The 24931-nt window shown below is 58.9% G+C and carries 20 protein-coding genes, 1 tRNA gene and 1 pseudogene; 5 read left to right on the top strand and 17 right to left on the bottom strand.

The window, feature by feature from the left end:
* Positions 1 to 517: pseudogene (locus tag NKI69_RS26995) on the bottom strand (OmpA family protein); the annotation flags it as partial.
* Positions 518 to 713: 196 nt separating this feature from the next.
* Here NKI69_RS26995 and NKI69_RS26990 point away from each other — a divergent pair.
* Together NKI69_RS26990 and NKI69_RS26985 are read left to right on the top strand one after the other, a co-directional pair.
* Entirely contained in the window at positions 714 to 1160 is a 447-nt protein-coding gene (locus NKI69_RS26990) for a YcgN family cysteine cluster protein (RefSeq protein WP_013530173.1), read from the top strand.
* A 253-nt stretch (positions 1161 to 1413) separates the two neighbouring features.
* Positions 1414 to 1770 carry a hypothetical protein gene (locus tag NKI69_RS26985; protein WP_023809642.1) on the top strand — a complete coding sequence of 119 codons (357 nt, stop codon included), beginning with the start codon at positions 1414 to 1416 and terminating at the stop codon, positions 1768 to 1770.
* A gap of 246 nt (positions 1771 to 2016) precedes the next feature.
* Here the strand turns inward: NKI69_RS26985 and NKI69_RS26980 are convergent, their stop codons facing one another.
* Complete coding sequence (locus tag NKI69_RS26980; RefSeq protein ID WP_023809641.1) at positions 2017 to 2727, bottom strand: SIMPL domain-containing protein; 711 nt, start codon at positions 2725 to 2727, stop codon at positions 2017 to 2019.
* A 135-nt stretch (positions 2728 to 2862) separates the two neighbouring features.
* On the opposite strand from NKI69_RS26980, the gene NKI69_RS26975 reads away from it, so the two are divergent.
* A tRNA-Ile gene (locus NKI69_RS26975) sits at positions 2863 to 2938 on the top strand.
* 212 nt (positions 2939 to 3150) lie between these two features.
* On the opposite strand, the gene NKI69_RS26970 is transcribed toward NKI69_RS26975, so the two are convergent.
* From NKI69_RS26970 to NKI69_RS26960, 3 genes are read right to left on the bottom strand one after another with little or no spacing between them, the layout of a single operon-like run.
* Positions 3151 to 4839: a recombinase family protein gene (locus NKI69_RS26970; RefSeq protein ID WP_023809640.1), complete on the bottom strand. Its 1689-nt coding sequence runs from the start codon at positions 4837 to 4839 to the stop codon at positions 3151 to 3153.
* A complete protein-coding gene (locus NKI69_RS26965; RefSeq protein WP_032908834.1) occupies positions 4836 to 5342 on the bottom strand; it encodes a DUF2924 domain-containing protein in 507 nt (168 codons plus the stop codon). The genes NKI69_RS26970 and NKI69_RS26965 overlap by 4 nt, the downstream gene beginning before the upstream one ends.
* 5 nt (positions 5343 to 5347) lie before the next feature.
* On the bottom strand, positions 5348 to 5722 hold the full coding sequence (locus NKI69_RS26960) for a DUF3489 domain-containing protein (protein ID WP_352722855.1): 375 nt from the start codon (positions 5720 to 5722) through the stop codon (positions 5348 to 5350).
* A 366-nt stretch (positions 5723 to 6088) separates the two neighbouring features.
* Between NKI69_RS26960 and NKI69_RS26955 the strand changes: the two genes are divergently transcribed.
* Positions 6089 to 7075 carry a 5'-nucleotidase gene (locus NKI69_RS26955; protein ID WP_352722854.1) on the top strand — a complete coding sequence of 329 codons (987 nt, stop codon included), beginning with the start codon at positions 6089 to 6091 and terminating at the stop codon, positions 7073 to 7075.
* A gap of 219 nt (positions 7076 to 7294) precedes the next feature.
* Here NKI69_RS26955 and NKI69_RS26950 read toward each other — a convergent pair whose 3' ends face one another.
* From NKI69_RS26950 to NKI69_RS26900, 11 genes are all read right to left on the bottom strand, one after another.
* Positions 7295 to 7831: a GNAT family N-acetyltransferase gene (locus NKI69_RS26950; protein ID WP_023809638.1), complete on the bottom strand. Its 537-nt coding sequence runs from the start codon at positions 7829 to 7831 to the stop codon at positions 7295 to 7297.
* A gap of 111 nt (positions 7832 to 7942) precedes the next feature.
* The gene (locus tag NKI69_RS26945) at positions 7943 to 9679 is read right to left on the bottom strand and encodes an adenylate/guanylate cyclase domain-containing protein (protein ID WP_023809637.1); all 1737 of its coding nucleotides are present in this window, start codon (positions 9677 to 9679) and stop codon (positions 7943 to 7945) included.
* A gap of 439 nt (positions 9680 to 10118) precedes the next feature.
* Positions 10119 to 10577, bottom strand: coding sequence for a YidB family protein (locus NKI69_RS26940; RefSeq protein ID WP_352722853.1), 459 nt, complete (start codon positions 10575 to 10577; stop codon positions 10119 to 10121).
* A gap of 362 nt (positions 10578 to 10939) precedes the next feature.
* Positions 10940 to 11944, bottom strand: a complete 1005-nt coding sequence (locus NKI69_RS26935; RefSeq protein WP_031212665.1) for a response regulator — start codon at positions 11942 to 11944, stop codon at positions 10940 to 10942.
* 13 nt (positions 11945 to 11957) lie between these two features.
* Complete coding sequence (locus NKI69_RS26930) at positions 11958 to 12977, bottom strand: chemotaxis response regulator protein-glutamate methylesterase (protein WP_127297587.1); 1020 nt, start codon at positions 12975 to 12977, stop codon at positions 11958 to 11960.
* Positions 12978 to 12999: 22 nt separating this feature from the next.
* Positions 13000 to 15273: a hybrid sensor histidine kinase/response regulator gene (locus NKI69_RS26925; RefSeq protein WP_023809633.1), complete on the bottom strand. Its 2274-nt coding sequence runs from the start codon at positions 15271 to 15273 to the stop codon at positions 13000 to 13002.
* Complete coding sequence (locus NKI69_RS26920; RefSeq protein ID WP_127297588.1) at positions 15270 to 15974, bottom strand: chemotaxis protein CheW; 705 nt, start codon at positions 15972 to 15974, stop codon at positions 15270 to 15272. The genes NKI69_RS26925 and NKI69_RS26920 overlap by 4 nt, the downstream gene beginning before the upstream one ends.
* Positions 15974 to 17212 (bottom strand): CheR family methyltransferase, encoded by a 1239-nt coding sequence (locus NKI69_RS26915; protein ID WP_023809631.1) that lies wholly within the window; start codon positions 17210 to 17212, stop codon positions 15974 to 15976. Before NKI69_RS26915 ends, NKI69_RS26920 begins: the two co-directional genes overlap by 1 nt.
* A complete protein-coding gene (locus NKI69_RS26910; protein ID WP_023809630.1) occupies positions 17209 to 17676 on the bottom strand; it encodes a chemotaxis protein CheW in 468 nt (155 codons plus the stop codon). Before NKI69_RS26910 ends, NKI69_RS26915 begins: the two co-directional genes overlap by 4 nt.
* Positions 17677 to 17699: 23 nt before the next feature.
* Positions 17700 to 19337, bottom strand: a complete 1638-nt coding sequence (locus tag NKI69_RS26905; RefSeq protein WP_352722852.1) for a methyl-accepting chemotaxis protein — start codon at positions 19335 to 19337, stop codon at positions 17700 to 17702.
* A gap of 914 nt (positions 19338 to 20251) precedes the next feature.
* On the bottom strand, positions 20252 to 21421 hold the full coding sequence (locus NKI69_RS26900) for a fasciclin domain-containing protein (protein ID WP_352443095.1): 1170 nt from the start codon (positions 21419 to 21421) through the stop codon (positions 20252 to 20254).
* A 551-nt stretch (positions 21422 to 21972) separates the two neighbouring features.
* On the opposite strand from NKI69_RS26900, the gene xth reads away from it, so the two are divergent.
* Positions 21973 to 22770: an exodeoxyribonuclease III gene (gene xth / locus NKI69_RS26895; protein ID WP_023809627.1), complete on the top strand. Its 798-nt coding sequence runs from the start codon at positions 21973 to 21975 to the stop codon at positions 22768 to 22770.
* Between the two features lie 50 nt (positions 22771 to 22820).
* Here the strand turns inward: xth and ligD are convergent, their stop codons facing one another.
* Positions 22821 to 24593 (bottom strand): DNA ligase D, encoded by a 1773-nt coding sequence (gene ligD, locus NKI69_RS26890; protein ID WP_023809626.1) that lies wholly within the window; start codon positions 24591 to 24593, stop codon positions 22821 to 22823.
* Positions 24594 to 24931 lie beyond the last annotated feature (338 nt).

The raw sequence follows: 24931 nt of genomic DNA, 5'->3' as shown, positions 1-24931 counted from the left end.
CGGCTGGAGCGGCCTGTTCGGCCGGCGCCTGCTCGGTCTGCTGCTGCTGGTCGCGCTTCTTCCTGCGCGGCTGCTGTTCCTCGGCTGGAGCGGCCTGTTCGGCCGGCGCCTGCTCGGTCTGCTGCTGCTGGTCGCGCTTCTTCCTGCGCGGCTGCTGTTCCTCGGCGGGTGCTGCCTGTTCGGCCGGCGCCTGCTCGGTCTGCTGCTGCTGGTCGCGCTTCTTCCGGCGTGGCTGCTGCTCCTCGGCGGGCTGCTCGCTCTGGGCAGGCGCGGCCTGCTGTTCAGGCTCGGCCTTCTTGCGTTCGCGCTTCTGTTCGGGTTCCGCCTGCTGCTTTTGTGCGCAGGCTTCGGCCGCTTCGCCTTCGGCGCATGCTGCTTGCGCCAGGATGAATGGGGCTGCCGTGCGCTGGGCAAGGCCGGACGCGACACTTCCCTGAAGCGGGAACGCGCCCAACGGCGCGGATGCCATCAACAGGCCAAGTGCCGTGCCTGCCAGAATCCGTGGTTGGCGTTTCATCGAAATTCTCCTTGTGGGGTCCCATCCTTGCCGAAACCGATCTTGTGCCGATTGGTTCCAGTCTGGCACGGATAGAGGCCGTACGGGGCGATTGACCGACCTTTTGAAGGCAACTTCATGTCATTCACCTGGCGATAGCCGCATTGCGACCATTGCCGCGCTTGACCTTGCCCGCGGCTGGGGCCACATCCCGGAAATGGAAACGCCATTCTGGAAAACCAAGGCGCTGGAGGCGATGAGCCCGGCCGAGTGGGAATCACTGTGCGACGGCTGCGGCAAATGCTGCCTGTCAAAGCTTGAGGACGAGGACACTGGCGAGATCTACTGGACCAGCGTCGGCTGTCGGCTGTTCGACGCCGAGACCTGCCGCTGTTCGGACTATGCCAATCGGCTGGCGCGCGTTCCCGACTGCGTCGGGCTGACGCCGCAGAATGTGCGAACCATCAGCTGGCTGCCCAGCACCTGTGCCTATCGGCTGGTGGCCGAAGGCCGCGACCTCTACTGGTGGCACCGGCTGGTGTCGGGCAGCGCCGAGACCGTGCATGAAGCCGGCATCTCGATGCGCGGCCGGGTCAAGGCGAGCGAAACCGATCTTGCCGAGCCGGAAGACTATTTTGACTATGTGCTGGACGAGGAGCCGTAGGACCAGCGACGGTGAGCAGGAGCCTCCCGTTCGAATGCATTCGGCCAATCAGCGGGGTTGGAACCGGGGCGTCGAGTCAGACGTTCTGGCCTTCACCAAGGGCTGGGGAAGACGGCAAATGGCCGGAACTTTCCTTCTTCCCGCCATATGAACCGGAGATGAACGGCAGGTTCGTAAAGAGTTCAGACAGGCAAGCGCATTCTCCCCCTCATCGGTTCACAAGGGGCGAAGGCCCGCAAAAGGAGAGAAGACGATGTTCAACACGATCAAGACGGCAGCCCTTTCGGCCCTGGTCGGTCTCGGCACGCTGGCGGCTGTTCCCGCTCACGCCGACAGCCTTTACCTCGGCTTCGGCAACAACAACGACCCGCGTTTCGGCGTCTATACCGGTGACGACGGTTATCGCCATCGCCGTGACGAGCGCCGTGGCGACTGGCGCCGTGGCTGCTCGCCGGACCGCGCCCTCGACAAGGCCGAACGCATGGGTCTGCGCCGTGCCCGCATCGTCGACGTCAGCCGTCGTACGGTGAAGGTGATGGGCCGCCAGGACGGCGACCGCGTCGTCGTCGTGTTCGCCAATGAGCGCGGCTGCCCCGTCATCTATCGCTAAGGCCGGCTTTGGCGGATCATAGAGGCATGATCGTCTGCGAGGATCAGCCGGGAGACACGACCTTCAGTGAAGGTCGGTCTGGCAGCATGATCTCCTACGAAGATCAGCCGGGACTAGCCGAGCCCCTTTCCGTTTGAAGGGTGTGGCTCGAAAAAACCCCGCGGGAGCAATCCTGCGGGGTTTTTCATGCACGCTATTGGCTGATGATTGCCGTGGCTAGGCTCAGCTACGGACCGTCAGAGCCGATTATTTCAGTTCGAAGGTGACGGTGACCTGCACATTGTAGGCGTTCTCACCGGCTTGTACCGGAGCCGCGCCGGCCGCGGCATCGAAGGCTTTGGCATTGATCGGCATCGGCGCCGGCCTGATGTTCTGGTCTGTGATCTCGAGCACCCGGCCGAGGCTGACGCCGGCGGCTTCGGCCAGCGTCTTGGCCTTGGCCATGGCGTCGGCGACCGCCTTCTTTCGCGCCTCGGTGACCGTGGCTGCCGGGTTGTCGTTGGTGAAGGCAATGCCGCCGCCCTGGTTGACGCCCAGCGACACCGCCTTGTCGAGGACCTCGCCTGTCTTGTCGACGTCGCGCACCCGCACCGAAAGCGTGTTGGTCACCTGATAGGCGACGAGTTCGGCTTCCTGGCTGCCGTCCGGCTTGTTGGTGTAGTTGTAGCGCGGGTTGATCTGGATGCCAGCGGTCTGCAGATCGCGGTCCTTGATGCCGGCGGACTTCATCGCCGCGATCACGGCGGCCATGGCGTCATTGTTGGCATCGAGCGCGGCGCGCGCGGTCTTGGCCTCGCGCATGACGCTCAGCGTCAGGACCGCCAGATCGGGGGCTACGGTTGCTTCGCCTTCGCCCGACACGATGATGCGGGGCGGCGTCGGCAGATCGGCGGCTCCAGCCATCGCCGGAAAAGCGATTGCAGCGGCGAGCGCGAGAGGCAAAAGATGTCTGGTCATGAAAATCTCCTTGGTCTGCGATCAAGTCGCAAGGGGTCGCGTAGAGCGCGATTATGGGTTGATTTGGGCGATCTGCGGAAGCCCGTAGGGAAAGCCTTGTGCCGCGATGCGAAAAACATTAATCCAGCCCGCGTGGGGCCTGTAGCTCAATGGTTAGAGCCGGCGGCTCATAACCGCTTGGTTGGGGGTTCGAGTCCCTCCGGGCCCACCATCCAGTCCCCTCGTTTTTCGGGGTTTCGACCGTCTCAGAATACCTCCGACATTTCCGTGGGTTAGCGCCGAGTAGTGGGCAACACTTGGCTGAGACGCCGCGGTAAACGCAAAACACCCGACTTTTAGTCGTCCGTCTCTGTCGGGCGAATTCCGTAGCCAAGTGTTTGCCAAAGCGATGGTCGACTGGTCAGCGAGATGCTCGCCGGATGGTTAGAAGCCCAGGAGTGCAGCCTGGTCAGTCCAAGTAAGGGGGAGGTCCGACAATCGGGACAGCCGGTGCGCCGTTAGTTCAACAGGTTGATCACCTGCAACGATGTTGGCCGCAATTTTTGGAACGAGGAAAGCGAAGGGCAATAGGCGGCTGACCTCGGATGTATCGGTGCCGTTGAGCATGGCAACGTCGGTAAGGCTGCGACCGACTCCGTCTGTAAGTTGGCCGAGATATAGGTGGGCGCGGCGCAGAAGGTTGATCAAGGCGGCATCGGGTGCCCGGTTGATATTGGATCCGTTGGTAAGCACGATCCGCGTTTCGACGCCGCGACGCTTCATTCCGATTGGACATTCGATGGAAGTTACTTGGGCGCTATCGTTGGGTGGCAGCTTTCGGTCGAGAAGCAATTCCGATAGCGAGCGGCGATCCAGTTCGATGGTCAATAAACCAAGCTTGAGGGTGATCCTGTGAACGATCTTTTGGAGGAGAGATCGCTTCGCATCCGTAGTGCCTGAAGCCCAACACGACCGCATCTCGTCAACTCGCCGCATCGCTGCCTGGATTTCGCCAGAGTCTGCCCATTGCCGAATCCAATCAGACAGTTGGGCTTGATCACTGAGAATCCGATTGAGGCGATGCTCAACAACTGACTCAAGTGCGGGTGCCGGAAGACGCCAGCCCTCGGAACCTTTCCTGCGCTCATCGACGAACTGCTTTGAGACATAGTATCGGTAGCGAACACCTTGCTTATTGGCATGAACCGATCGCAATTTCTCGCCCGCTTCATCAAAGAGCAGACCGGTGAGCAAATGGGCTTGCGTGACATTGGACTCGCTTCGCCGCCGCGGCGCCTGAGAGGCAAGTAGTGCCTGGGCCTCGTCGAACGTGGCAGACGTGACAATTGGCTTGTGCTCTCCATCGTAGACCTGATCCTTGTGCCTGATCTTGCCGACGTAGACCGGGTTCGAAAGCAGGTGGTAGAGGTTGCCGCGACCAAACGGCATGGTAACTGCAACTGATCCGTCTATGAGGTGTCGCGATCGTGTGGAAACCCCGTCGCTCGCAGCCTCATCGACAAGGTCGCGCACTGACCTCAGGGTGAGATAGCGGGCGAACAGGTGTCTGACTGTTTGTGCCTCGGTTTCGTCAATCACCAGCTTGCGGTACTCGACACGATAGCCCAGGGGCACCACGCCACCCATCCACATGCCTTTCTTCTTCGAGGCCGCGATCTTGTCGCGGATACGCTCTGCTGTAACCTCTCGCTCGAACTGGGCGAAGGACAAGAGCACGTTGAGCGTGAGCCTGCCCATTGAGGTTGTGGTGTTGAACTGCTGCGTGACCGAGACAAACGAGACGGAGCTGGCATCGAAGATCTCGACGATCTTGCAAAAATCCATCAGCGAACGGGTGAGGCGGTCGATCTTGTAGACGACCACCACATCGACCTCTTTGTCCCGGATGTCCTGTAGGAGACGCTGCAGGGCAGGGCGCTCCATCGTGCCGCCCGAAATCCCGCCGTCATCGTAGTGGCTTGGCATCAACTTCCAGCCAAGACCGACCTGCGATGCGATGAAGGCCGCGCACGCTTCGCGCTGGGCATCGAGCGAATTGAATTCCTGCTCCAATCCCTCTTCGGTCGATTTGCGAGTGTAGATCGCGCAGTTGAGGCGAGGGATTGCTGTCATAGGCCAAAGAACCTCGGGCCAGACCAATGGGCGCCGGTAATGCGGCGGGCGACAGCCGACAGCGATCCGTACGTCTTGCCATCGAGCACGAAGCCGTCATAGACCACTTCGATAACGTGCATCCGGCCATTCCATTCCCGCACCAGACGGGAGCCGATTCTTGGCGGAAGGGATCGTGGCGGCGACGTTAGTGCCTTATCCGATGACGCTGCTCGGACCGACGGAACACCGTCCTCGCGATCCGGTCCAGTATTGCTCGGTTGGACAGCCTTTACGTTGGACTGGCGCGCGTTGCCTGCTCCGAGTGTTTTCTTGACGGTCGAAGGTAAACCACCCAATCGCTTGGCCTGGAGATGCCAGGCGGCCGACCGTTCAAGCAACCCACGTTTGACCCCTTTGGGCGGCGGGCAGCCATAGGCCTTTTTCCATGCTGCCGTGAGTTCATCACGCGTGAGACCGCCAATCCCGGCGATCTCACTATCCAGATCCTGTCTTTTGCGCATCTAGGTCAACCGGCGGTCTTCGCCTCGACAATGCGGTACCGCCTTTGTCCGTCCTTGCCGGTGTCGCTGAGCAGTTCGTGGCCAAGCTTCTTCTTGACGGTACCGGAGAGGAAACCCCGCACCGAATGCGCCTGCCATCCCGTCGCATCCATCAGGGTTTGGATTGTAGCGCCTTTGGCCGACTTCAGCTTCTTGAGGACGATGTCGGTTTTGGTAGGCGCTGCGGGCGCTTCGTCCTTTGCCTTCTTGACCGTCACCGCGACGGTCACCACGGACTTCTCGCGCGGCTTCCGGGTTGGGGTGCTGTCGTCGACGCTGGGTGCCGTATCGGCGGCTTCCGCATTGTCGGCCTTCATAGTGGTGTTGTTAAAGATAGACATTTCAAATCTCCATCAGTTAGAAGCCCGGACCATTCCGGCGCTTGTACTGACCGAAGCCCGCTGTCTTGGCGGGCTGGAGATTCTGCTCGTTGTTAATCCATTGTTCTTCTGCTGCGCTGGCAACACCAATGCTTCGTTGCCGTATGAAGTCCAGTCGAATATCGCTGCCTTCGAGGGCTTAGACCACACCAGTGGACCTTCCCACGACGTGTCGATGCTCCCAAGTCCATCTGGCATTTGAAAAGTTAGGAAATCGCGATGAAATGACAGCGATCCGCAATGAACCGCAGATCTTCAATTCTTCGGAAATAAGTCAAATATAGAAAGGGCATTGCCTAGGCTGTCTTAATATCGGAGGAAGGGCAAATGGAAATCGCGGAAGCCTCTCTTGCAGCCGAAGATGACAAGGGGAATGGCGATCCAGGGTCTACGCTAAGGGCCAGCCCTCTCCGCATCGGAATCTCTACGCGCGCTCTTTTTGATCTGGAGGAGGAACATCGCGTATTCGAGAACTACGGCGTCAAGTCGTATGCGGCCATGCAACTCGAACGCGAGGACGTGATCCTCCGCAGGGGTGCTGGCTTTGAGGTAGTCGAGCGGTTACTCGCGCTGAACGATCCTGAGGCTGCTCCGTATGTTGAAGTGATCCTTCTGTCCCAGAACTCGCCCGACCTCTCTCTCCGAGCGTTCAAGTCGATCGATCATTATGGGCTTGTCGTCAAGACAGGCAGTTTTACTAGCGGGCGGTCACTCGCTCCTTTTGTTCCTGCTTGGGGCATTGACCTATTTCTCTCAAACGCGGACACGGATGTAAAAGGAGCGGTGGACGGCGGAGCAGCCGCTGCTCGGCTTGGCTTGGCGCCCAAGGATCGTGCCGAAACACCCCAGGGCGAGGTCCGGGTCGCGTTCGACGGCGATGCTGTAGTGTTTGGCCCCGAGTCCGACGCAATCTACAAAGAAAAGGGCCTGGAGGCTTTCCTTGCGCATGAGACCGCGAACGCGAGCAATCCGATGGCGCGCGGCCCGTTTGGCAATTTTCTTCACAAGTTATCGGCATTGCGCCGAGTTTTCCTTAATGAGGGCAACGTGAGTAAGGTCCGCATCGCACTTGTCACTGCCCGGAACGCCCCTGCGCATGAGCGCGTAATTCGGACGCTGAGAGCGTGGGGAACACCAGCTGACGAGGCGCACTTCGTAGGCAGCCGTGAGAAAGCACCCATCCTGAAGGCGCTCGGGGCCCACATTTTCTTTGATGATCAAGAGAAGCACGTTTTAGGCGCGGCGGCAGTGGTTCCTGCCGGCCATGTTCCCGGACCTCACGATCCGGCTGCGCCGGTAATCCCGGCCGGCTGATTCTTCAGGATTAGATCTCGTTCGCTTTGACTGAGCGTCCGAACGTGACGGCATGCGATCTGGGCATAGTGGAAGCCGAACGGCGGCTTTGCGCCCAATGGCAGTCATTCGTACGGTCCCGTCCATTCACCAAAAGCGGACCATGGGGCGGAAGTATAGGTGAGCATTCCGTGCCGGCGAGCGCCGCCAACTGCGTGCGACTGCCCTGTAAGCCGGAGGTCAGAGCGTCTTGCTCATAAGCAGGATAGGAACCGGAGCCCCGCCACGCTCGTCGAAGAATTTCTTGACGGATTGGTACCCGCAGGCGCGATACAGTGGCTCTCCGGCCGCGGTAGCTGCCAGCTCAGCACGGGCGAAGCCCTCGGCCTTGGCGGCACGCTCACAAAGCGCAAGGATCAAGTGGCCGACCCCCCGCCGGACAAAGTCCGGATGGGTGTACATGGCTCTGATGCGTGCTGCGTCCTTGGCAGGATCAAGCAGCGCTGCATCACGTCCAGGCGACTGATCTCCACCATACATCGTTGCGCGCCGGCTCCAACCGCCGCAACCTGCCAAAACGCCGTTGTGCTCCACGAGGAAGTAAGTGCCGTCGTCGACAAGTTGTGTATCCAGCCCCATGATGGCCCGGCTGGATTGGATCTGAGCGTCATCTAGAAAGGGCTTCTGGAGTTCAGAGATCGCCGCGTCCATGAGCGTAATCAGGGCCGGGAGATCCTCCCGTTGTGCTTTCCGGTGCCGAAAGTCTTCACTTGCCATGTTCAAGTCTCGATTTGACGAATTTCGTTCCGGCAGAAGAGACCAAATATTCGCTGCTGCGGCAGCCTCGAGACGCTATCCACTGCGGCCCCGACGGCATAGCCGTGACAGTCATTCTGGCAGCCCCGCCATGCGATAGCCTTCCACGATATGCCGTCGGACGTCCTCGGCCGGGAAAGGCTGCGAAGCTGACCAATGCCTGATTGTGAAGTGCGGATTGCTTATCATGAACATTTCCGCCTCCCAGCGCGCCTCCTCCAAACGGCCAAGTTGCGCAAGGCTTGCTGCAAGCAGGCGTCGTGAAGTCGTGCGATAAGTTTCGGGTCTCCGCAACGTTTGAACCGCGGATTCGTAGTCGCCGATGGCATACTGAGCCTGGCCCAACATCCAGTAGTACCAACCGGGCGGGTGAGGGTTGAGCCGCAGCGCCTTGCGCACCTGCTCTATGGCTTCGGCAGGCCGGCCGTTTTCCGTCGTCAGTTCAGCTTGCATTGCCCATGCGTCGGCGTGGTTGGGATCCAGCTTGTGGGCGGCGGCGAATTCGGCATCCGATTCCGCCCAGCGACCCTCATGTCCTAGTATAACGCCCAATACCCATCGGTTCCCAGCGTCATTCGGGTCGAGTTCGACCGCCTGCTGTGCTTCGGCAAGCGCACTTGTGCGATTGGGGTCCATCGGTTCGTCCCAGAACTCCCAGCCCAGCCAGAGGTTGAGTGCCAGCCAACGATGCGCCTCCGCATATTCCGGATCGAGCGCAATTGCCCGGTTCAGCAGGAAAATGGCTTCTTTCGCGGTGAGTGCCGTTTGCAGGCCCAAGGCCCGTGCACGCACACATAAATCATAGGCCTCCAGGTTCTTCGGTCTGTTGCGCCCCGGCGCGGCGGTCAGACGGCCCACCAGAGCCTCGACAATCTTGCCGGTCACCTCGTCCTGAACAGCGAAGATATCTTCAAGGCTTCGGTCGAATCTTTCGGCCCAAAGGTGGTCGCCCCCGATCGCATCGATCAATTGAGCGTTGATACGCACCCGTCCAGCTGCCCGCCGTGCACTACCCTCAAGAAGATGGCGCACTCCCAGTTCTCGCGCGATGCGACGCACATCCATATGCCTGCCCTTGTATGCAAAAGCCGAGTTGCTGGCGATAACAAACAACTCGCTGTTCCTCGACAGATCCGTGATCAGGTCTTCGGTGAGGCCGTCGACAAAAGCCTCCTGCTCCGGATCGTTGCTCATGTTCGTAAAGGGAAGGACGGCGATGGAGGGCTTGCCGGGGAGCGGCAGCGGCGCTTTCTCTGCCGGTCCGCCACTTTCAGATGAGGCCGATAACCGAATCCGGTAAACGGATACCGGTTCGGCAACGTTCTTGATCGCTTGCGGACCGAGTTCGTCGAAGTCGCATTCAAGCTTTCGCTTGACTTGATCGTAGACGCTGCCGGAGACGCAGATATCTCCGGCCCCGGCCATTGCCTGAAGCCGCACTGCGACAACAACGCCATCGCCGAACAGATCGCCGTCCTCGACAACGACATCGCCCAGATTGATGCCGATATGCAGGTTGATTTGTCGGTCGAACGCCAAACCCTCGTTCGCGGCCATCATCCGCTTCTGGAGTTCGACGGCGCATGACACCGCGTTCACTGCGCTTCCGAACTCGACTAGAACGCCATCACCCATCACTTTTACGACACGGCCGTGACGGTCGCGGACCAGTGGTTCCAGGATCTCCTTCCGCCTCCTCTTTAACGCGTTCAATGTTCCTTGCTCGTCCAGGTCCAGAAGTCGGCTGTAGCCCACCACGTCGGCGGCCAATATGGCGGCAAGACGGCGTTGGGCGCGTTCTTCGGCCATTTCGCTTTGCTTTCATTGAAAGCAGAAAAATGGGATTGTATGACGTCTATTTCAAAAGTCTATCAGGCTGACTTTGAAGCTCGATCGGCAAGCCGCTACATGGGGTGATCGCGTCACGTCGGTCGATCATTCACTTTCTTGTTTACGCGGTCGCGAGGACGATACCTCAAAGACGGAGGGGCCTCAGCCGAGCCCGCATTGTGTCGTTTCGGAACCGGGTGGACCAATCAATTTAGGGTCATGTTGAATAAAATGCAGAGTGGAACTCAACGCCGACCTGTGCCAGGGTCCCGCCTCATCACAACCAGTCCAAAGAGAAGATCGCCCCCTTTCACCACTCTTTCCTTCGCGGCGCCCAACGGCAGGCCGTGGCCCGCCCGTTCAGTCATGCGCTCCGGATTGCGGCGCGGCCAATTTAACGGTCGATGTAATCCCCCGTTTACCGCTCTGGAGTGCGTGGCGGCACCTGATCTAGGAGTGCGATCTCATCGGTCGCTGCTGGCAGTTCGCCCCTTGGCGTCAGCTTGTCGACCGCCTCGGGCAAGTCTTTAGTGATCCGGGCAATCAACTCATCGCGCGACAGACCAGTTTGCATCGAAAGCGCAGTGAGAGTGTCCTCGTCAATTGCCGTCTCCACGTCCTTCGGGTCGATCGGTTCGTTGGGTCCGGTACTAACCCACGAATCGACCTTCGGTCCCGCTCCTGCATTTCTGAAGCGGTCGAGGATGTCCCCAAACGCGGTCCCGGAGACGCCCTTGGACAGCTGATCCAAGAGCCCGCCTTGTGTGTTGTTTGGATCTCGATTTCCCGCGCCGCGGATCAAGTCACCGACCTTATCGCGATTTTGGTAAGCAAGAATGCCAAGCATCGCGACAGCCAGTCTTCCCAGATTTGCCATTGGTTTCCTCCTTAGCTAACAGGAAGAAGGCTTCGAGGCTCGCAAGGTTCCGCCTGCTGGAGTTAATAGACCTCTGGAACACGCTCAGCCTTCTCCTCCCGGAATTCTGCAGCGAAGCGCGCCGCAAGTTTTCCTCGCCGCGCCAGTGCTTCACACGGCAATCAACCCTGGGGTTTTAAGCGGCGCAATGATAAGGAGGAGGGAGCGGAACCTGGCCAGCTCGCTGTCGCTGTCATTCCCAACGTTTGCCCAACCAGTCTTCAAGCCCGTTGTCCGGCTCCTATCTTCAACCGAGTGCCGCTCTCACGCCCCATCTTAGCCTCAAATTACACACCCGCTCTTCGGAGGTGCATTGAGCTTCTCTAGCTGCGGGACATATGAAGCGCAACACGATCTCGTCCTTCCGATTTGGCACGAAACAGAGCCAAATCGGCGGCATTGACGAAATCGTTTGGCGTCTCGTTCTCGGTGGGCACCGCTGTTGCGGCGCCAACGCTGATGGTCACGCGATCCGGGCCGTGGGGTATGTTCAATTCCCGCACGCTCTGGACGAGCCGCTCTGCGATCGCGCTGGATTGTTCCAGTAAAGTGTCCACCAGCACGATGACGAACTCTTCGCCTCCGTACCGCGCAGCGAGATCGGTGGAGCGGCCGGAACCACTCTGGATTACGCGGGCGATTTGCTTGAGCACCTCGTCGCCGGCCATATGGCCATAGGTATCGTTGTATCGTTTGAAGTTGTCTGCATCGATCATCAACAGCGACAATGGGGACTGTGCGCGAAAAGCGCGCTTCCATTCAGCCGCCAGATATTCGTCAAAATAGCGCCTGTTGCCTAGACCCGTCAGGCCATCGATCCGCGTCAGACGTTCAAGCTCGAGATTTGCACTGATCAGCTGTCGCTGGCTTTCCCTTAGCGCTCGGTACGCCGCGTCTCGCTGGACGTGATCCAGATAGGCCCGCGTGTGATATCGAATACGTGCAATCAGCTCGATACGGTCCGGCAGTTTGACGAGATAGTCGTTCGCTCCCGCAGCGAACGCCTCGCCCTTGGTGGCTGGATCTTCCTTGCTCGACAGCACAATGACTGGGACCGCGCGTGTCGACCCATGCTTCCTGTATTCTCGCACCAGATGCAGCCCATCGACCCCGGGCATGACGAGATCCTGCAGAATAACCGTTGGCTTTACCTCATCCGCGACCGCCATCGCTCTCAATGGGTCGGTGCAGAAGTGTAAGGAAATATCGGGCGCGGTGGCTAGAGCGCGCCTGACCGCCTCGCAAACCATGATCTGATCATCGATGAGCAGAACCATGGATGAATAATTATCTGCGAGTGGCGGGACCAGCTCTGGTTCTTGCGTCATCGGACGGGCCCTTTCACGTGGAGCGCTCGCAGGCTTCGATTATACGTGAGCCGATAGCACTCAAAGGAAGAATATCAACAGCCGCGCCGATGTCGGCGGCGGCCTTCGGCATGCCATAGACGGCACTGGTTGCTTTATCCTGCGCGATTGTGAGATGCCCCTTGTCGCGGAGCTGTCTCAGCCCGCGCGCACCATCCCTGCCCATGCCTGTGAGCAGAACACCAGTCACCGAGCCGGGCCACCATTGCGCCGCACTTTCGAAGAACACATCTACGGACGGCCGATAAACATTGTCCTTGGGGCTGGGCGTATAGCCAAGTTGCCGAGCTGACTTGAAAACCAGATGATCCGCAGAACTGGCAACGAGAACGGTGCCGGCTTGAGGACTATCCCTTTCCCGCGCCGGACTGATCGGGAGAGGCGTATGCTGCCCCAGCCAATCAACGAGGCCTGGAACGAACTGAGCATCGAGATGCTGGACGAGTACAATCGCGCCGCCAAAGTCAACGGGAAACGAACTCAGGACTGCGGCAACGGCAGCCGGCCCGCCCGCGGAGGCACCGATTGCAATCAGGCGTCGAGGTGTCGGCTCAGCCGCACGTGACATCCGCCTTTTTGCCTGGGTCGGCGCATCACCAATCAGCTTGCCGATCGTCCCTATCTTGTTCGTCAAAAGCCGGGCGGATTGCGAGGACGCGTTACCTTCGATGCCCACTGAGGGAATATCGACTGCGTCAAGCGCGCCATGACCCATTGCTTCGTAGACGCCGGCGAGGTTGGCTTCGATACTAGCGGTCACCAGCAAGATTGAGCACGGGGTTTCCGCCATGATTCTGCGGGTCGCTTCCACGCCGTCCATCTCTGGCATCGCTAGATCCATGAGTATGAGATCCGGCAGATCACGTCTGCAGACCTCGACCGCCTCTCGCCCATTGGTCGCGATCCACGCGACCTGATGTTCGCCGGTCGACAGGACCAGTCGACGCAGAAGTTCAACCGCCATGGGCATGTCGTTGACCACGCCGATTCTCATTCGCTGGCTTCCCATCTCGTTCTCATTCAACCGCCTCGCCAATCATGTCCACGACGGCATGGATCAGCGCCTCGTCCTGAAAGCTACTCTTGGTCAGATAATAGTCCGCACCTGCGTCGAGCCCGCGCGCGCGATCTTCTTCCCGATCCTTGTATGAAACGATCATGATGGGTGTGTTCTTAAGATGAGCGTCCTTTCTGATCGAACTCACCAGCTCGATGCCATCCATACGAGGCATGTCGATGTCGGTGACGACGAGATCGAAAGGACCAGACCGGACGGCATTCCACCCGTCCATACCGTCGACCGCAACTTCGACCTCATAACCGTAATTGCCCAGCATCTTGCGCTGGAGTTCGCGAACCGTCAGTGAATCGTCAATCACGAGCACGCGCTTGCGCCTGCTCGCTTCGGGACCGCCCGCGGCGCGCCGAAGAGTTCGAAGTCCGCTGGATGATGCAAGCTTCTCCACCGATCGGATCAGATCGTCGACGTCGAAGATCAGAACAGGCGAACCGTCTTCCATCAGGGCTGCTGCGCTGATGTCCTTGATCTTGGCAAACCGTGGGTCCAGAGGTCTGATCACCAACTCGCGTTCCCCGAGAAAACGGTCGACGATCAGGCCGTACGCATCGCCCCGACCCGCATCCACGACGACGACCGAGAGTTCGTTCGGTTCCGATCCGGGCTCACCTCGATCCAGCACCTCGCGCGCGGTGACCAGCCCGATCTGTCGATCATTCAATCGAAAATGTGGCCGGCCCTGCAGGAGATTGATCTGCGTCCGCTGCAGTTTCAAAGTCTTGGAAATGGCAGCGAGTGGAAAAGCATAGGGCTCCCCATCAACATCGACGAGCAGCGTGCGCAGGACCGACAACGTCAGCGGCAATTGCAGTTGAAATCGGGTTCCGTGCCCAAATTCTGAGGAGACGCTTGCGACTCCCCGGACTTCCTTCGTCATGGCTTGCACTGCATCAAGCCCCACACCGCGACCGGAGACGTCGGTAAGGCCCGCTTTCATCGAAAAGCCTGGCAGAAACAGGAATGCGAGCAATTCGGTTTCGCTGAGTGTGTCAGCACTTTCCCTGGTTGCAAGTTGCCGGGCGACGACGGTCTCGCGCAGCTTCGAGAGCTCGACCCCCCTGCCGTCGTCCACCACGGCTATCTGCAGCAGCCCGGCATTATGCCTCGCTTCGAGCCTGATGAGCCCCTCTTCGGGTTTCCCCATCGCGATGCGCTCCTCAGGCGGTTCAAGCCCATGGTCTACAGCGTTGCGCAGGAGATGCCCCAAAGGGGCATCAAGCTGCTCGAGAATATCGCGGTCGATGCCGGTCGAGCCGCCTACAATCTCCAGTCGCACCCGCTTGCCAAGGGTACGACCGAGGTCGCGGATCGTTCTCGCATAGTGTCGCACGCCGTCCTCAAAAGGCCGCATCCGGCTCGCCAACGTTTCGTCGTACAACCTGTTGGCAAGATCGGTCGCTTTCCGATCAACTGAATCCAATTCATCGAGACGCTCCGCCAGGAACGCTTGGTTTAACCGAAGCTTTCGCTGCGCCTCAGCCAGCGCCTCCATCACCGCCGCATGGTTTAAAACCGGCGGCAGCACTGCATGAAGATTGTCGAACGCACTTGCGAGGTCCGATTGAAGTCGCTTCAGCCGTAGCAGCCCATCAGCGAATGGCCTGAGCCGCCGAGCTTCCATCAGCGACTCGCCAGCCAACCCGAGCAATCGGTTCAGGCTGTCTGCCGTCACCCGGACCATTCTATCAGAGCCGATGCTGCCGTGCGCTTGCGGTACCGCCGCAACTAGGACGTTCGCTGAAGAGGTCGTCGCCAGTTGCTCCTGGGCATGGTCTGGAGTTGCGAAATCAGCTGCAGAATCTTGGGTCCCGGGCTTTGCCTCGGGGAGGGACAATTCCTCGAACTTCGCGAGAAAGCTTTCTACTTCTGAGTTGGCACTCTCGCTCGATGATCCCGATGCGATCAATTTCAAAAGGTCAGAGCCCTGCAGAAGCGCATCTATATGCTCCCGTCGCACCCTCAGATGCCCACGTTGCGCTGCGACCAGACAGTCTTCCATCGCATTTGCAACTTTGACCGCAGGCATCAAGTCGATGATGCGGGCAGCTCCTTTCAGGGAATGCGCGGCACGCATGCATGCTTCCAGGGCGTCGGGGGCGATAGGATCGCGTTCGAGTGCCAGAAGCCCAGAGGTTAGAGCCTGTGACTGCGTCTCCAGTTCGGCCTGGAAGAGGGTGAGCATCGAAACCTGGCTGAAGTCTCCATCTGTCATGCGATGCTCCGGTCAAGCATCGTGAGCAGTTGTCGTGGATCGAGACAGCCAACGGCTCGTCCCTGCCACGGCAGCACGGCAACTGTAGCGGCCGACACTGCCTTGCCAATCGTGGCCGGAACATCGAGAGTGTCGCGTTCTTGGTACCGATGTAAGCCGTGGATCTCGTCAACCGTAAAAGCAACCCGCTTGTCGTGCTCGCCTACCACGACTAGGCGGCGAAATACCTTGGTGCGTGTGCCTTGTTCCCCCTCCTTGCGCTCGTCTATCCCGAGCAATTCGGCCAGGGACAGGCAAATGAGCAATTCACCACGGACATTCGCAATACCGAGCAGTGCACTGTTCCTGCGGTGTGGAAGTGAATGAACGCGACGAGATTCAGCCACTTCATGAAAAATACCGACCGGCAGTGCAAGCCATTCGTCCCCCAAACGGAAGAGAACGGCCGTCTGCAGCGCGTCGCTGTCTGTTGAATGGATCCCTGCACGATCAGCGTTATCATGCCATTCGTCGCGGTATGCCGAGGGCGCTGCACGGTCAAGAAGGCGTCGTGCAATCTTCTTGTAGGTCGGGCAATTCCGGCAGTGGAGATGCTGCTCCAGTAGCGGACATGACTTGTCGCCCCGTACGCCTATTTGCCGCCAGCAGTCGTCGATTGCAATCTCCTCCACCGGCTGAGCGATCTTTGTCGAAGCCGCCATCAGCCGCCGCTCCTTTTCTGGACCCGACCCAGCCGGCCGGCCAGCGCCTCGGCGCCGTTATGGTCGCCTTGCTTGCTAAGCAGCAAGGCCAGATGGACGAGAGCTTCTCGATGATTTGGTGCGAGATAGAGCGCCTTGCGATAACTTCGCGCGGCTTCGGGTGCAGAACCATCCGCATCTTGGACGAGGCCCAGCAGGTAGAAGATTTCCGCGGAAGGACCGAATTCCTTGAGATGCGCCAGGGCGACCTCCTGTGCCTCCTTTACCCGTCCTGCATTGGCGATCCGTTCAACCGCGATGAGGCTTTCCGAGGCCTGTGCAAGCGGCTTGGTCGGAGCCTGCCTACGGCCTTCATTGCCAATTGTCGGTCGGAACGGAAGAAGAGGCTCGCTCTTGTTGACCTTCGGGCTTGGCGCCCGCACCGGGACGGCGGCCGGAACTTTCGGCGCCGTGGTCTTGACGGCCTCCGATTTCAGAAAGGCAAAGGCCAATGGCCATTCAGCGGAAATAAAGCCATGCAACCTTGGAAGAGCTGCTTCCGCCGGACCGACCAGAAGAAGTCCGTCCTTGGCCAGCAGGTCCTTCAGGCAGCTCAATGCGCGATCCTGCAGCTCTCGATTGAAGTAGATCAGCAAATTGCGGCAAAGCAGGATGTCATACACCTCTTGCCCGAAAGCGCGAGAGCCGAACAGGTTTCCTACCCTGAACCGAACCTGTTTCAGCACCCCAGCAATAGGCCGCAACCCGCCCTCAGCCGCTTCGAAATAGCGATCTTTAAATTCGAGATGGCTCCCGCGAAACGAATTGCGCCCATAGATGGCGCGTTCAGCCGTGGCGATATTGCGACTGCTGACGTCCACGCCATCGATCTTGAACTCGTGCGCCTCAAAGCCGGCATCGAACATCGCCATGGCGACCGAATAAGCCTCTTCGCCGGTTGAACATGGCAGGCTCAGGACTCTTATCGGCTGAGCAGGCTTGTGCACGCGCGCATGCCGCGCCAGCATCGTGAACGCTTCTCGGTCGCGAAAGAACCAGGTCTCTGGGATCACCACCGCATTGATCAGCTCCTGCAGCTCCTGCGAGGAAACGGTCAAGTGTTCCCTATAGGCCTGAGGGTTGGTTATCCGGCATGCTTCCATCCGGTCTCTGACCGCCTGACGAACCACTGTCGGACCAACACTGGCACTGTCCAGTCCGATGGTTTCCATCAGGAGCTTTTCTATTGCGCCGGTCATTGATCACCTATTGCGGCCTGGCGGAGCAAAGCGGTACGAATCTCTTCCGAAAGCAGCGCTTCCACTTTGACCGACTGAATGATCTCCGAACCATCGGAAGCCACCGGCCCAAGATAGGGCGGGGTTCCTTGTTCAAGTCCGAACGGCGCGAAATCGGCAGGGTGTCGCTCGAGCGTATCCGTCACCCGTTCCGCGATCAGCCCCAGCAGGCGTTGCTCGCCATCATGCGCCGGATAGCGCGTCACAACGATCCGGGTGCTCAATAGGCGCTCCGATGGCCGGCCAAGCGCAAGATGGGTAACATCGATCAGAGGGATGGGTATTCCGTTATAGCTGACCAAACCCACCACACCAGTTGGCGCACCCGGAAGAACTTTCACATCGAAATAGGGCAGCACCTCTTCAATTTGGTGGACATCGATCAAGTAGCGATCCGGACCCATGCTGAAGGCGAGGAATAGCATTGTCACCTCCTACTGCCGACTCGCTATGCTCGCAGCTTGAACCTCGAAATGCTACTTCGCATGCCGCCTGAGACTTGATTGAGCTCGTCGATCGCGAGCGTCGATTGCTGAAGGGATTCGACTGTTTGCTGAGCTGCCTCGCTTAGCTGGGTTAGCGTGTCGCTGATCTGCCCCGCGCCGGTCGCCTGTGCTTGCATGCCTTCATTGGCGACTTCGAAACGTGGCACCAGCCCCTGAACCTGCTGAATGATATCGAAGAGTTGCCCGCCGACCTGCTGGATTTCCTGCATACCCCGGCGGACCTGCTCGGAAAACTTGTCCATGCCCATCACCCCGGCCGCGACTGCCGACTGGATGTCCTTGACCATCTGCTCAATATCGTAGGTGGAGACAGCCGTCTGGTCCGCGAGCCTTCGGATTTCCGTCGCTACAACTGCAAAACCCCGGCCATATTGGCCTGCCTTCTCAGCCTCGATGGAAGCGTTGAGCGACAACAGATTCGTCTGATCGGCGACTTTTGTGATGGTCGTCACCACCTGATTGATGCTGCCGGCTTTCTCACTCAAGATCGCGAGTTTGGAATTGATCGCGCCGGCCGCTTCCATGACTTGCTGCATGGTTTCTTCCATGCGGGTCAGCCCGGCTTGACCTCCGCCGGCGACGGCAGCCGTTTGTTCGGCAACTGTGGAGACCTCGTTCATCGTGCGGACCAGCTCGTTTGATGTGGCGGAGATTTCCTTGGCTGTCGCGCGGATTTCTGTTGTGGTCGCTGCGATTTCAGTCGCAGTTGCCTGCTGTTGCTTGGAGGTGGCGGCGATCTCAGTTATCGACGTGCCGACCTGTATGCTGGACCTTTGAACCTGACCAATGAGGGTTGTGAGATCGTCCGCCATTGCGTTGAAGCCGTCGGCAAGCACACTGAATTCGTCTCGGCGCATCAGATCGAGGCGTTCGCTGAAGTCGCCTTGCCGCATCAATTGAACCGCGTTGACCAAACGGGTGAGCGGACCTGTAATGGCGCGAAACAGCTGGTAACCCAAAAGAAGGGCTAGCCCGAGGGCTACCAACAAGCCAACACTCAAACCGACTTCGGCCGTTCTAACGATCGAGCTGATCCGCTGGGTCGCACTGTTTGCCTCGCCTCTATGATCCTCAACCATGGCCTGCAGAGCGGACTGCAATTTTACAAAAATCGGCTCTACGGTGTTCTTGAGGGCCGGGCTTTCATTGGGAGTTTCACCTTTCGACAAGGCAGCCCGGCTTGTGTCCAGCACAGCAGTTTCAGCCAGACGGAATTGGTTGGCGAGTTCTTTGACGAGTGCATAATTCTGCTTGTCGAGGTCGGAGACGATTGTTGCCTCATAGTCGTCCATCGATCGCTGCACTTGGTCGCGATTGGTCGTGATCGCGCTTTCAAGCGTGCTTCTGTCCGACGGGTTTTCCTGAAGGGCAAATTCCTGAAGCAGACTATGGGCCGCCATCTGGCCCGTCATGATCTCGGTGCTGTGATAAAGGTCCGGTAGGATGCCCTTCTCGACCTCAGTCGCCTCCTGGCCCGCCTGAAGAAACCAGGCGTACGCCATGACGGCTATCACGGACATGACCACCAGAACGGCAGCGAAACTGACGAGGATGCGGTGGCGTATTGTCAGACTCTTCATGGAACCGGTTCACCAATGGGGGCATCGTGGGCTGCGCGACAAGCGCTCGTTCCGACGTATTCGAAAAGGTGCGTCGAAAAGCGGCAGTCTGATGCTGAATGGTTTCTTTTCCGTTCCATCGCAAATGATGGAGAGGCGGCTCGCCAATCGGCGGCGCCAGAAGCGGTGGTCAAGGACGTCCTGCCGTCCACGCACATCAGCCCGACATCGGCTAGGGTGGCACGCCGCGTCAAGAGGAGCGTGTATGAGCTACTTGTGGCCATGAGTTGAATGACTGCTTAGGTCAGCTCGATGCCCGAAAGCCGACCTCCCGCTTGCGGCCCAGAGTCGCCAGTCTGCAATGCGCCTCATTTCGGCCAGAAGGTCGACATTTGCCGCGTCCAAAAGCGTACATCGTGATGATCGGCGTTCTGACGGTCTGTCTGCGCCAGCGACCGTCAGAACGCTGCTTGAGAAGAGGTACAGAATCACATCAAATATCCGTGCCTTCAGTCCGATCTCCCGGCTCTGCTGGATCAGCAAATGCCCTGCAGATCGCTCTGGGCGGCCTCGAATATTCCCGCGCTTTGCCTCCAGACAGGCCGCCGGAGGTAATGATCCTCGGCCCCGCGCTTTTGGCTAGTATTTGATAACGAAAAACCCGCTTCGGCGGCTTTTTTATTCAATATCTTTTTTTTAGTCCAGCGCGTTTCGTGTACTCAGCAAATTTCACTGTTTCGTTTCGGGTGGCGTCTTAGCTGGTCTAAATGAGCGGTAAATCGCGCCGAAAATAATCCCCACTGCTATCCCAACAAAAATGATTAGCAACGCTCCACCAGTGGTGTTTGGCGCAATGATCGTCATCGCAATGAGCCCAAGCACCAATCCCACCACTCCGGACACACCGAACCCGGCTATGAAATCTAGGAAGGGCGTCACTTTACACCGACGACTGAAAAGATCAGGGACCCGTAGTGATCCGCCCACTCGCGAGCTGTTGCGATCAAGCTTCTATCGAACGTTCCCGATCTCCAAAGCTCGGGCCTGTTTTCAATTTCCACTACCCACCGGTGCATGATGTCACTTGCCATCTTGTATTCGGTCACTGTTGAAAGGTCGGCTTTAAGAACCACAGCACCAGGCTTTCCGATTTGCGTCGGCGGTGCCCACGCAATCAGAAAAGGCCCGTCGCCGTCGACAGCAACGCCGCTTGCAACTGCATCGCGGACTGCCTTTTGCGAAACAGCCAGTCCATAATCCTGAAGGGCTTCGTCGCAGGTCCTGGTTATGTTCGCCTTGGTTGCGGCCTTTGCATGCTCGGCGCTGTCCATCGGCCATACCGTTACCATTTGGGCCGCTGTAGGGACGACGAGCGACGACGACGGCAGGACGGCATTCACAAACGCCTCGCACAGCATCTTTTGCCGTTCCTGGTCGTAGATGGTAACTTTCGATTTGAATGCCAGAATCCCATAAGCCGCGAAATTAGTGGGTGGATATTCGTTCGGTCCGGCAAAGATCCTAGAGGCGTGAATTTCGTGAGAGGTGTCTGGAGCGCCGGGCGAAAGTACTTTGTCGACCGCGTAGACCAAGCCGTTCGTCTGTTTCACGTCGCTGGCAACGAGACTGGCAATGTCGCCAAATTGGTCCGTTACAGAAATATTGCTTCCTGCCGCCCGAAAAGTGAGAGAGCATCCCCCGATTGTGTCGACCGAGTAGGCTCCGTTGTTCGCGGCTATCTCAGCGAGGATCGCGTCGGTACTCAGATCTCCGGAAATCACATGACACTTTAGGATTTTGGAGAGTTCGTTTTTAGCTTCGGGCGCAAGAAGAACCTGCACTGCACCTTGCTGCAATCTTGCAAATGCGGCGTCTGTCGGCGCGAGAACAGTGAACGGGCCTTTACCCTCCAACGTCTCAACCAGCCCGGCCGCTTTCACAGCTGCTATAAGGGTGGTGTAGTCCTTGGAAAGAGCGGCATTCTGGATGATATTGTTGTCGGAAGTCGTCTGGGCGCGTGCTACCGCCGTCTCAACCGTCTGGGCGTTTCCGACCGCCACCTGACTTATCAGGATGCACACTGCAAAAATCAGTCGACGCTTCATGCCAAACTCCGCCCAGAGAGAGCGAATTTATCATAACCATCAGTTTTGATAAGTGACCTTGGCTATTTGCCCAAGGCGCAGTTCTTTGGACGTTTGGCCTTACGATTGCGCCACCAATGAAACTGCGGGAGGCGGTGACATCACTACTGCAATGGCGCGCCAAGGATTTTCAACGCGAGTTTAGGGGCCGCGAACGGCCCCGTCTGAGGATCATCATACCGTAAGCTGCCTGTTCGCTCTCTGCCAGACAGGACGTTCGGCACGCCGACTCTTGATGTCGGCTTCGAGGCGCATTTCAGACATTCAGTCAGTCGAGGGCCGCATCGCACCTGCCTGAGAGTTTCGCTCGAGTTCGGCCGGACTCATCCTATCGCTGTCATCTTGAACTTTCCCCACGCTCGGCGGTTAAAAGGAGCCGAGAGGATCAACGATGTCGAAATCTGATGGCAGAGGGTCCGACGGCATGCGGTCTTCCTGTGCAGCGTAGTGAGGGATCAACTGCTGAGCCATTCACCTTGATACCGCGTGAAGAGTTTTGGAGAGAGCTCCTGATGACCCGCATCGCAACATTCAACGTCAACGGTGTGAACGGCCGCCTGCCTGTGCTCATCAAGTGGCTGGGTCAGACCGACTATGACGTCGTGTGCCTTCAGGAATTGAAGACCTCGGATGAGAAATTCCCCGCCGAAGCCATCAGGGACGCCGGCTACGGCGCAATCTGGCACGGGCAAAAGTCCTACAACGGCGTAGCCATACTCGCTCGTGGAAAAGAGCCGTTGGAGCGCCGTCGTGGGCTCCCGGGCGATCCTGACGACACGCACAGCCGATATATTGAGGCTGAGGTGGATGGGATCGTCGTCGGCTGCCTCTACCTGCCCAACGGCAATCCCGCTCCTGGCCCGAAATTCGAGTATAAGCTGCGCTGGTTCGACCGCCTGATCAGCTACGGCAAGCTGCTGCTCAGGGAAGGCGTCCCAAGCATTCTCTGCGGCGACTACAATGTCGTGCCCACCCCGATCGATGCCGTGGTGCCGCAACGTTGGTTAGGCGATGCAGTCTACTTTCCGGAGAGCCGGCAAGCCTATGCCGAAATGCTTGATGGCGGCTGGACCGATGGCGTCCGCCGCATCCACCCGGAGAAAGGCGTCTACACCTATTGGAACTTCTCCTACCAGGGTCGCTATGATCGAAGTTCCGGCCTGAGGATGGATCATCTTCTGGTCAGCCCATCCCTTTCGGACAGGTTGTGTGACGCCGGCGTTGACGCTGACGTGCGCGGTTGGGAAAAGCCGAGTGATCATGCGCCAGCCTGGATAGAACTCGGCCGGTCCGGCAAAGACACGACGTGATCTCATTCGGGATGTCTCCGGCGAGCACTCTTCATTTCCGGCGTTTGCGCTCACGCAGCTTTTCTGAGGGCCGCCCTGAACGGACGGTCGATCGTGAAGGCATCTGGACGGATGGCTGCCTCAACCTGGCTCCAGGTCACCGGATGGGCGATTGGAAAACCGCGGCGCGCCCGTGGCGAGAAGGCGCCCACCGCAGTGCTGCCCCGACCATTGCGGAGGTAATCAATGAAGATGCGGCCTGTTCGAGCCGACGGCGAGGCCGAAAGTAGATAGCGGTCCGGATGCGCTTCAGCGAGCCGATTGGCGAAGGACCTGGCCAAGAGGCGGCCGCTGTCGTGCGTGATCTTGCTCTCCAGCGGGACCATCAGGTGAATGCCTTTGCCGCCAGTAACCTTCGGCCAGCTCTCCAGCCCTTCCGCTTCCAGGATGTCGCGGAGCGCCAGTGCGGCCTCGATGACTTGCTCCCACTCCACGCCCTCGCCGGGGTCAAGGTCCAGAACAATACGGTCGGCATGTTCGATATCGTCGACGGTGGCGTTCCAGGGATGCAGCTCTACCGCATCCATCTCGACCAGTCCCAGCAAACCGGCAAGGTCGTCCACCCACACGCGCACACCTTCGCCACCCTCGCGCTTCTGCAGCCGCAATTGATGCACTGCCGCCGGGATCTGCGGCAGTGCGCCTTTGTGATAGAAGGTCGCGCCATGAGCATGGCGGACCAGCTTCAGCGGTCTGTGGCCGAGATGAACCAGGGCATGATCCGCAACCCTCTCCCAGTAACGCGCAAGCTCATCCTTGGAGGGCGAGACAGCGTCTGGCAGCAGTTGCAGGATGTTTTCACTGGGAACGCCATGTTTCCGGGTTGGCCCGCGTCGCTTTGATGGCGCTTGAGGCTTGGCCGGGATTGGCACGAGGTCTTCGCGCAAACCCTTAAACACTGCCTCGCGCAGCACCCCGCGATCGGTGACGCCGCTGAACTGGACCTCGGCCAGCACGTGTGGTTTCACCCAAGTCGCTTTCGGCTTCACAATCGGCTCTGACAAAGGCGACTTGCTGATGATCAGCGGGTCAAGCCGCTCTCGCACAAGTTTCGCAGCGCTCAAGGTGTACCCGCTGCGAGCCTTCCCGGCATAGAGCAGTCGGTTGCCCTCGCGGCGCCCGATATAAAGCGATGCAATGCGGCGCGGGTGAGCACCGAGTTTCTCTACGAAAGCCACGATAGGGAAGGTGTCGCTCTTGATGCACTTTACCTTCAACCAACTGGTCTGAACCCCCGAGCCGTAGGTCGCATCGACGCGCTTGGATACGATCCCCTCCAACCCCATCCGGCAGGCATGTTGAAACACATCCTTGCCGCTTACCTCCAGATGTTCGGCATAGGTCAGTGTCGGCGCGGTGTTCTCCAGTAGCCTCTCCAGGGCTGCCTTGCGCTTCACCAATGGCAGTTGCCGAAGATCGCGCCCGTTAAGGTGCAGCAGGTCGAACGCATAAAAGATGAGTCTCGCGGAATCTGGATTGCCCAACTCTCTTTCCAGGGCTTGGTAATCCGGAAGGCCGGTGTCGCCGAGAACGACAGCCTCCCCATCGATGATCGCGGTCCTCACCGGCAAGCCCGCCGCTGCTTCAACTATCCGGCGGTATCGATGCGACCAGTCGTAGCCACGGCGCGTGAAGGCCCGTGCTTTGCCACGCTGCATGATCAGCTCAGTGCGGTAGCCATCGTACTTGATCTCGTGAATCCATTCGCTGCCCTCGGGCGCCGTTGCGACCAGAGTCGGCGACTGAAACTCGACGAAAGAGAGCCCGTTTGCTGCCTTACTCATGCACCCTCCGAACCGCGACTCAAGGCTCAGTGCACCAATAGGTTCCAGGTTTTAGCGAAATAGTATGTTCGACTGCTTGCACCGGCAATCCTGGGCCAGCCGGCTGCAAGGGAGATCAACGACAGGAGAAATCGCACTTTCTTCGTCGGTCAGCGGGCCTAGCGGGTCTTCGTTGCAGGAAAATTGGGCTATCACTCGCCTACTAAGGGCCAACTGAGGCTAGCTCGGCTTTTGGGCCGGGAGCGGATCGGCAGCTTGCGGAGCCACGCAGCCGAAGAGCGGTCATTCCATGAAGTTGTTTACAGCCCCAGGAGGAGTGTCACTCCTCCCGGAATAAC

Origin of the sequence: Mesorhizobium sp. M0491, assembly GCF_040321265.1 — a bacterium.
Classification (GTDB): Bacteria; Pseudomonadota; Alphaproteobacteria; order Rhizobiales; family Rhizobiaceae; genus Mesorhizobium.
This window is presented reverse-complemented; position numbering and strand designations above follow the sequence as displayed.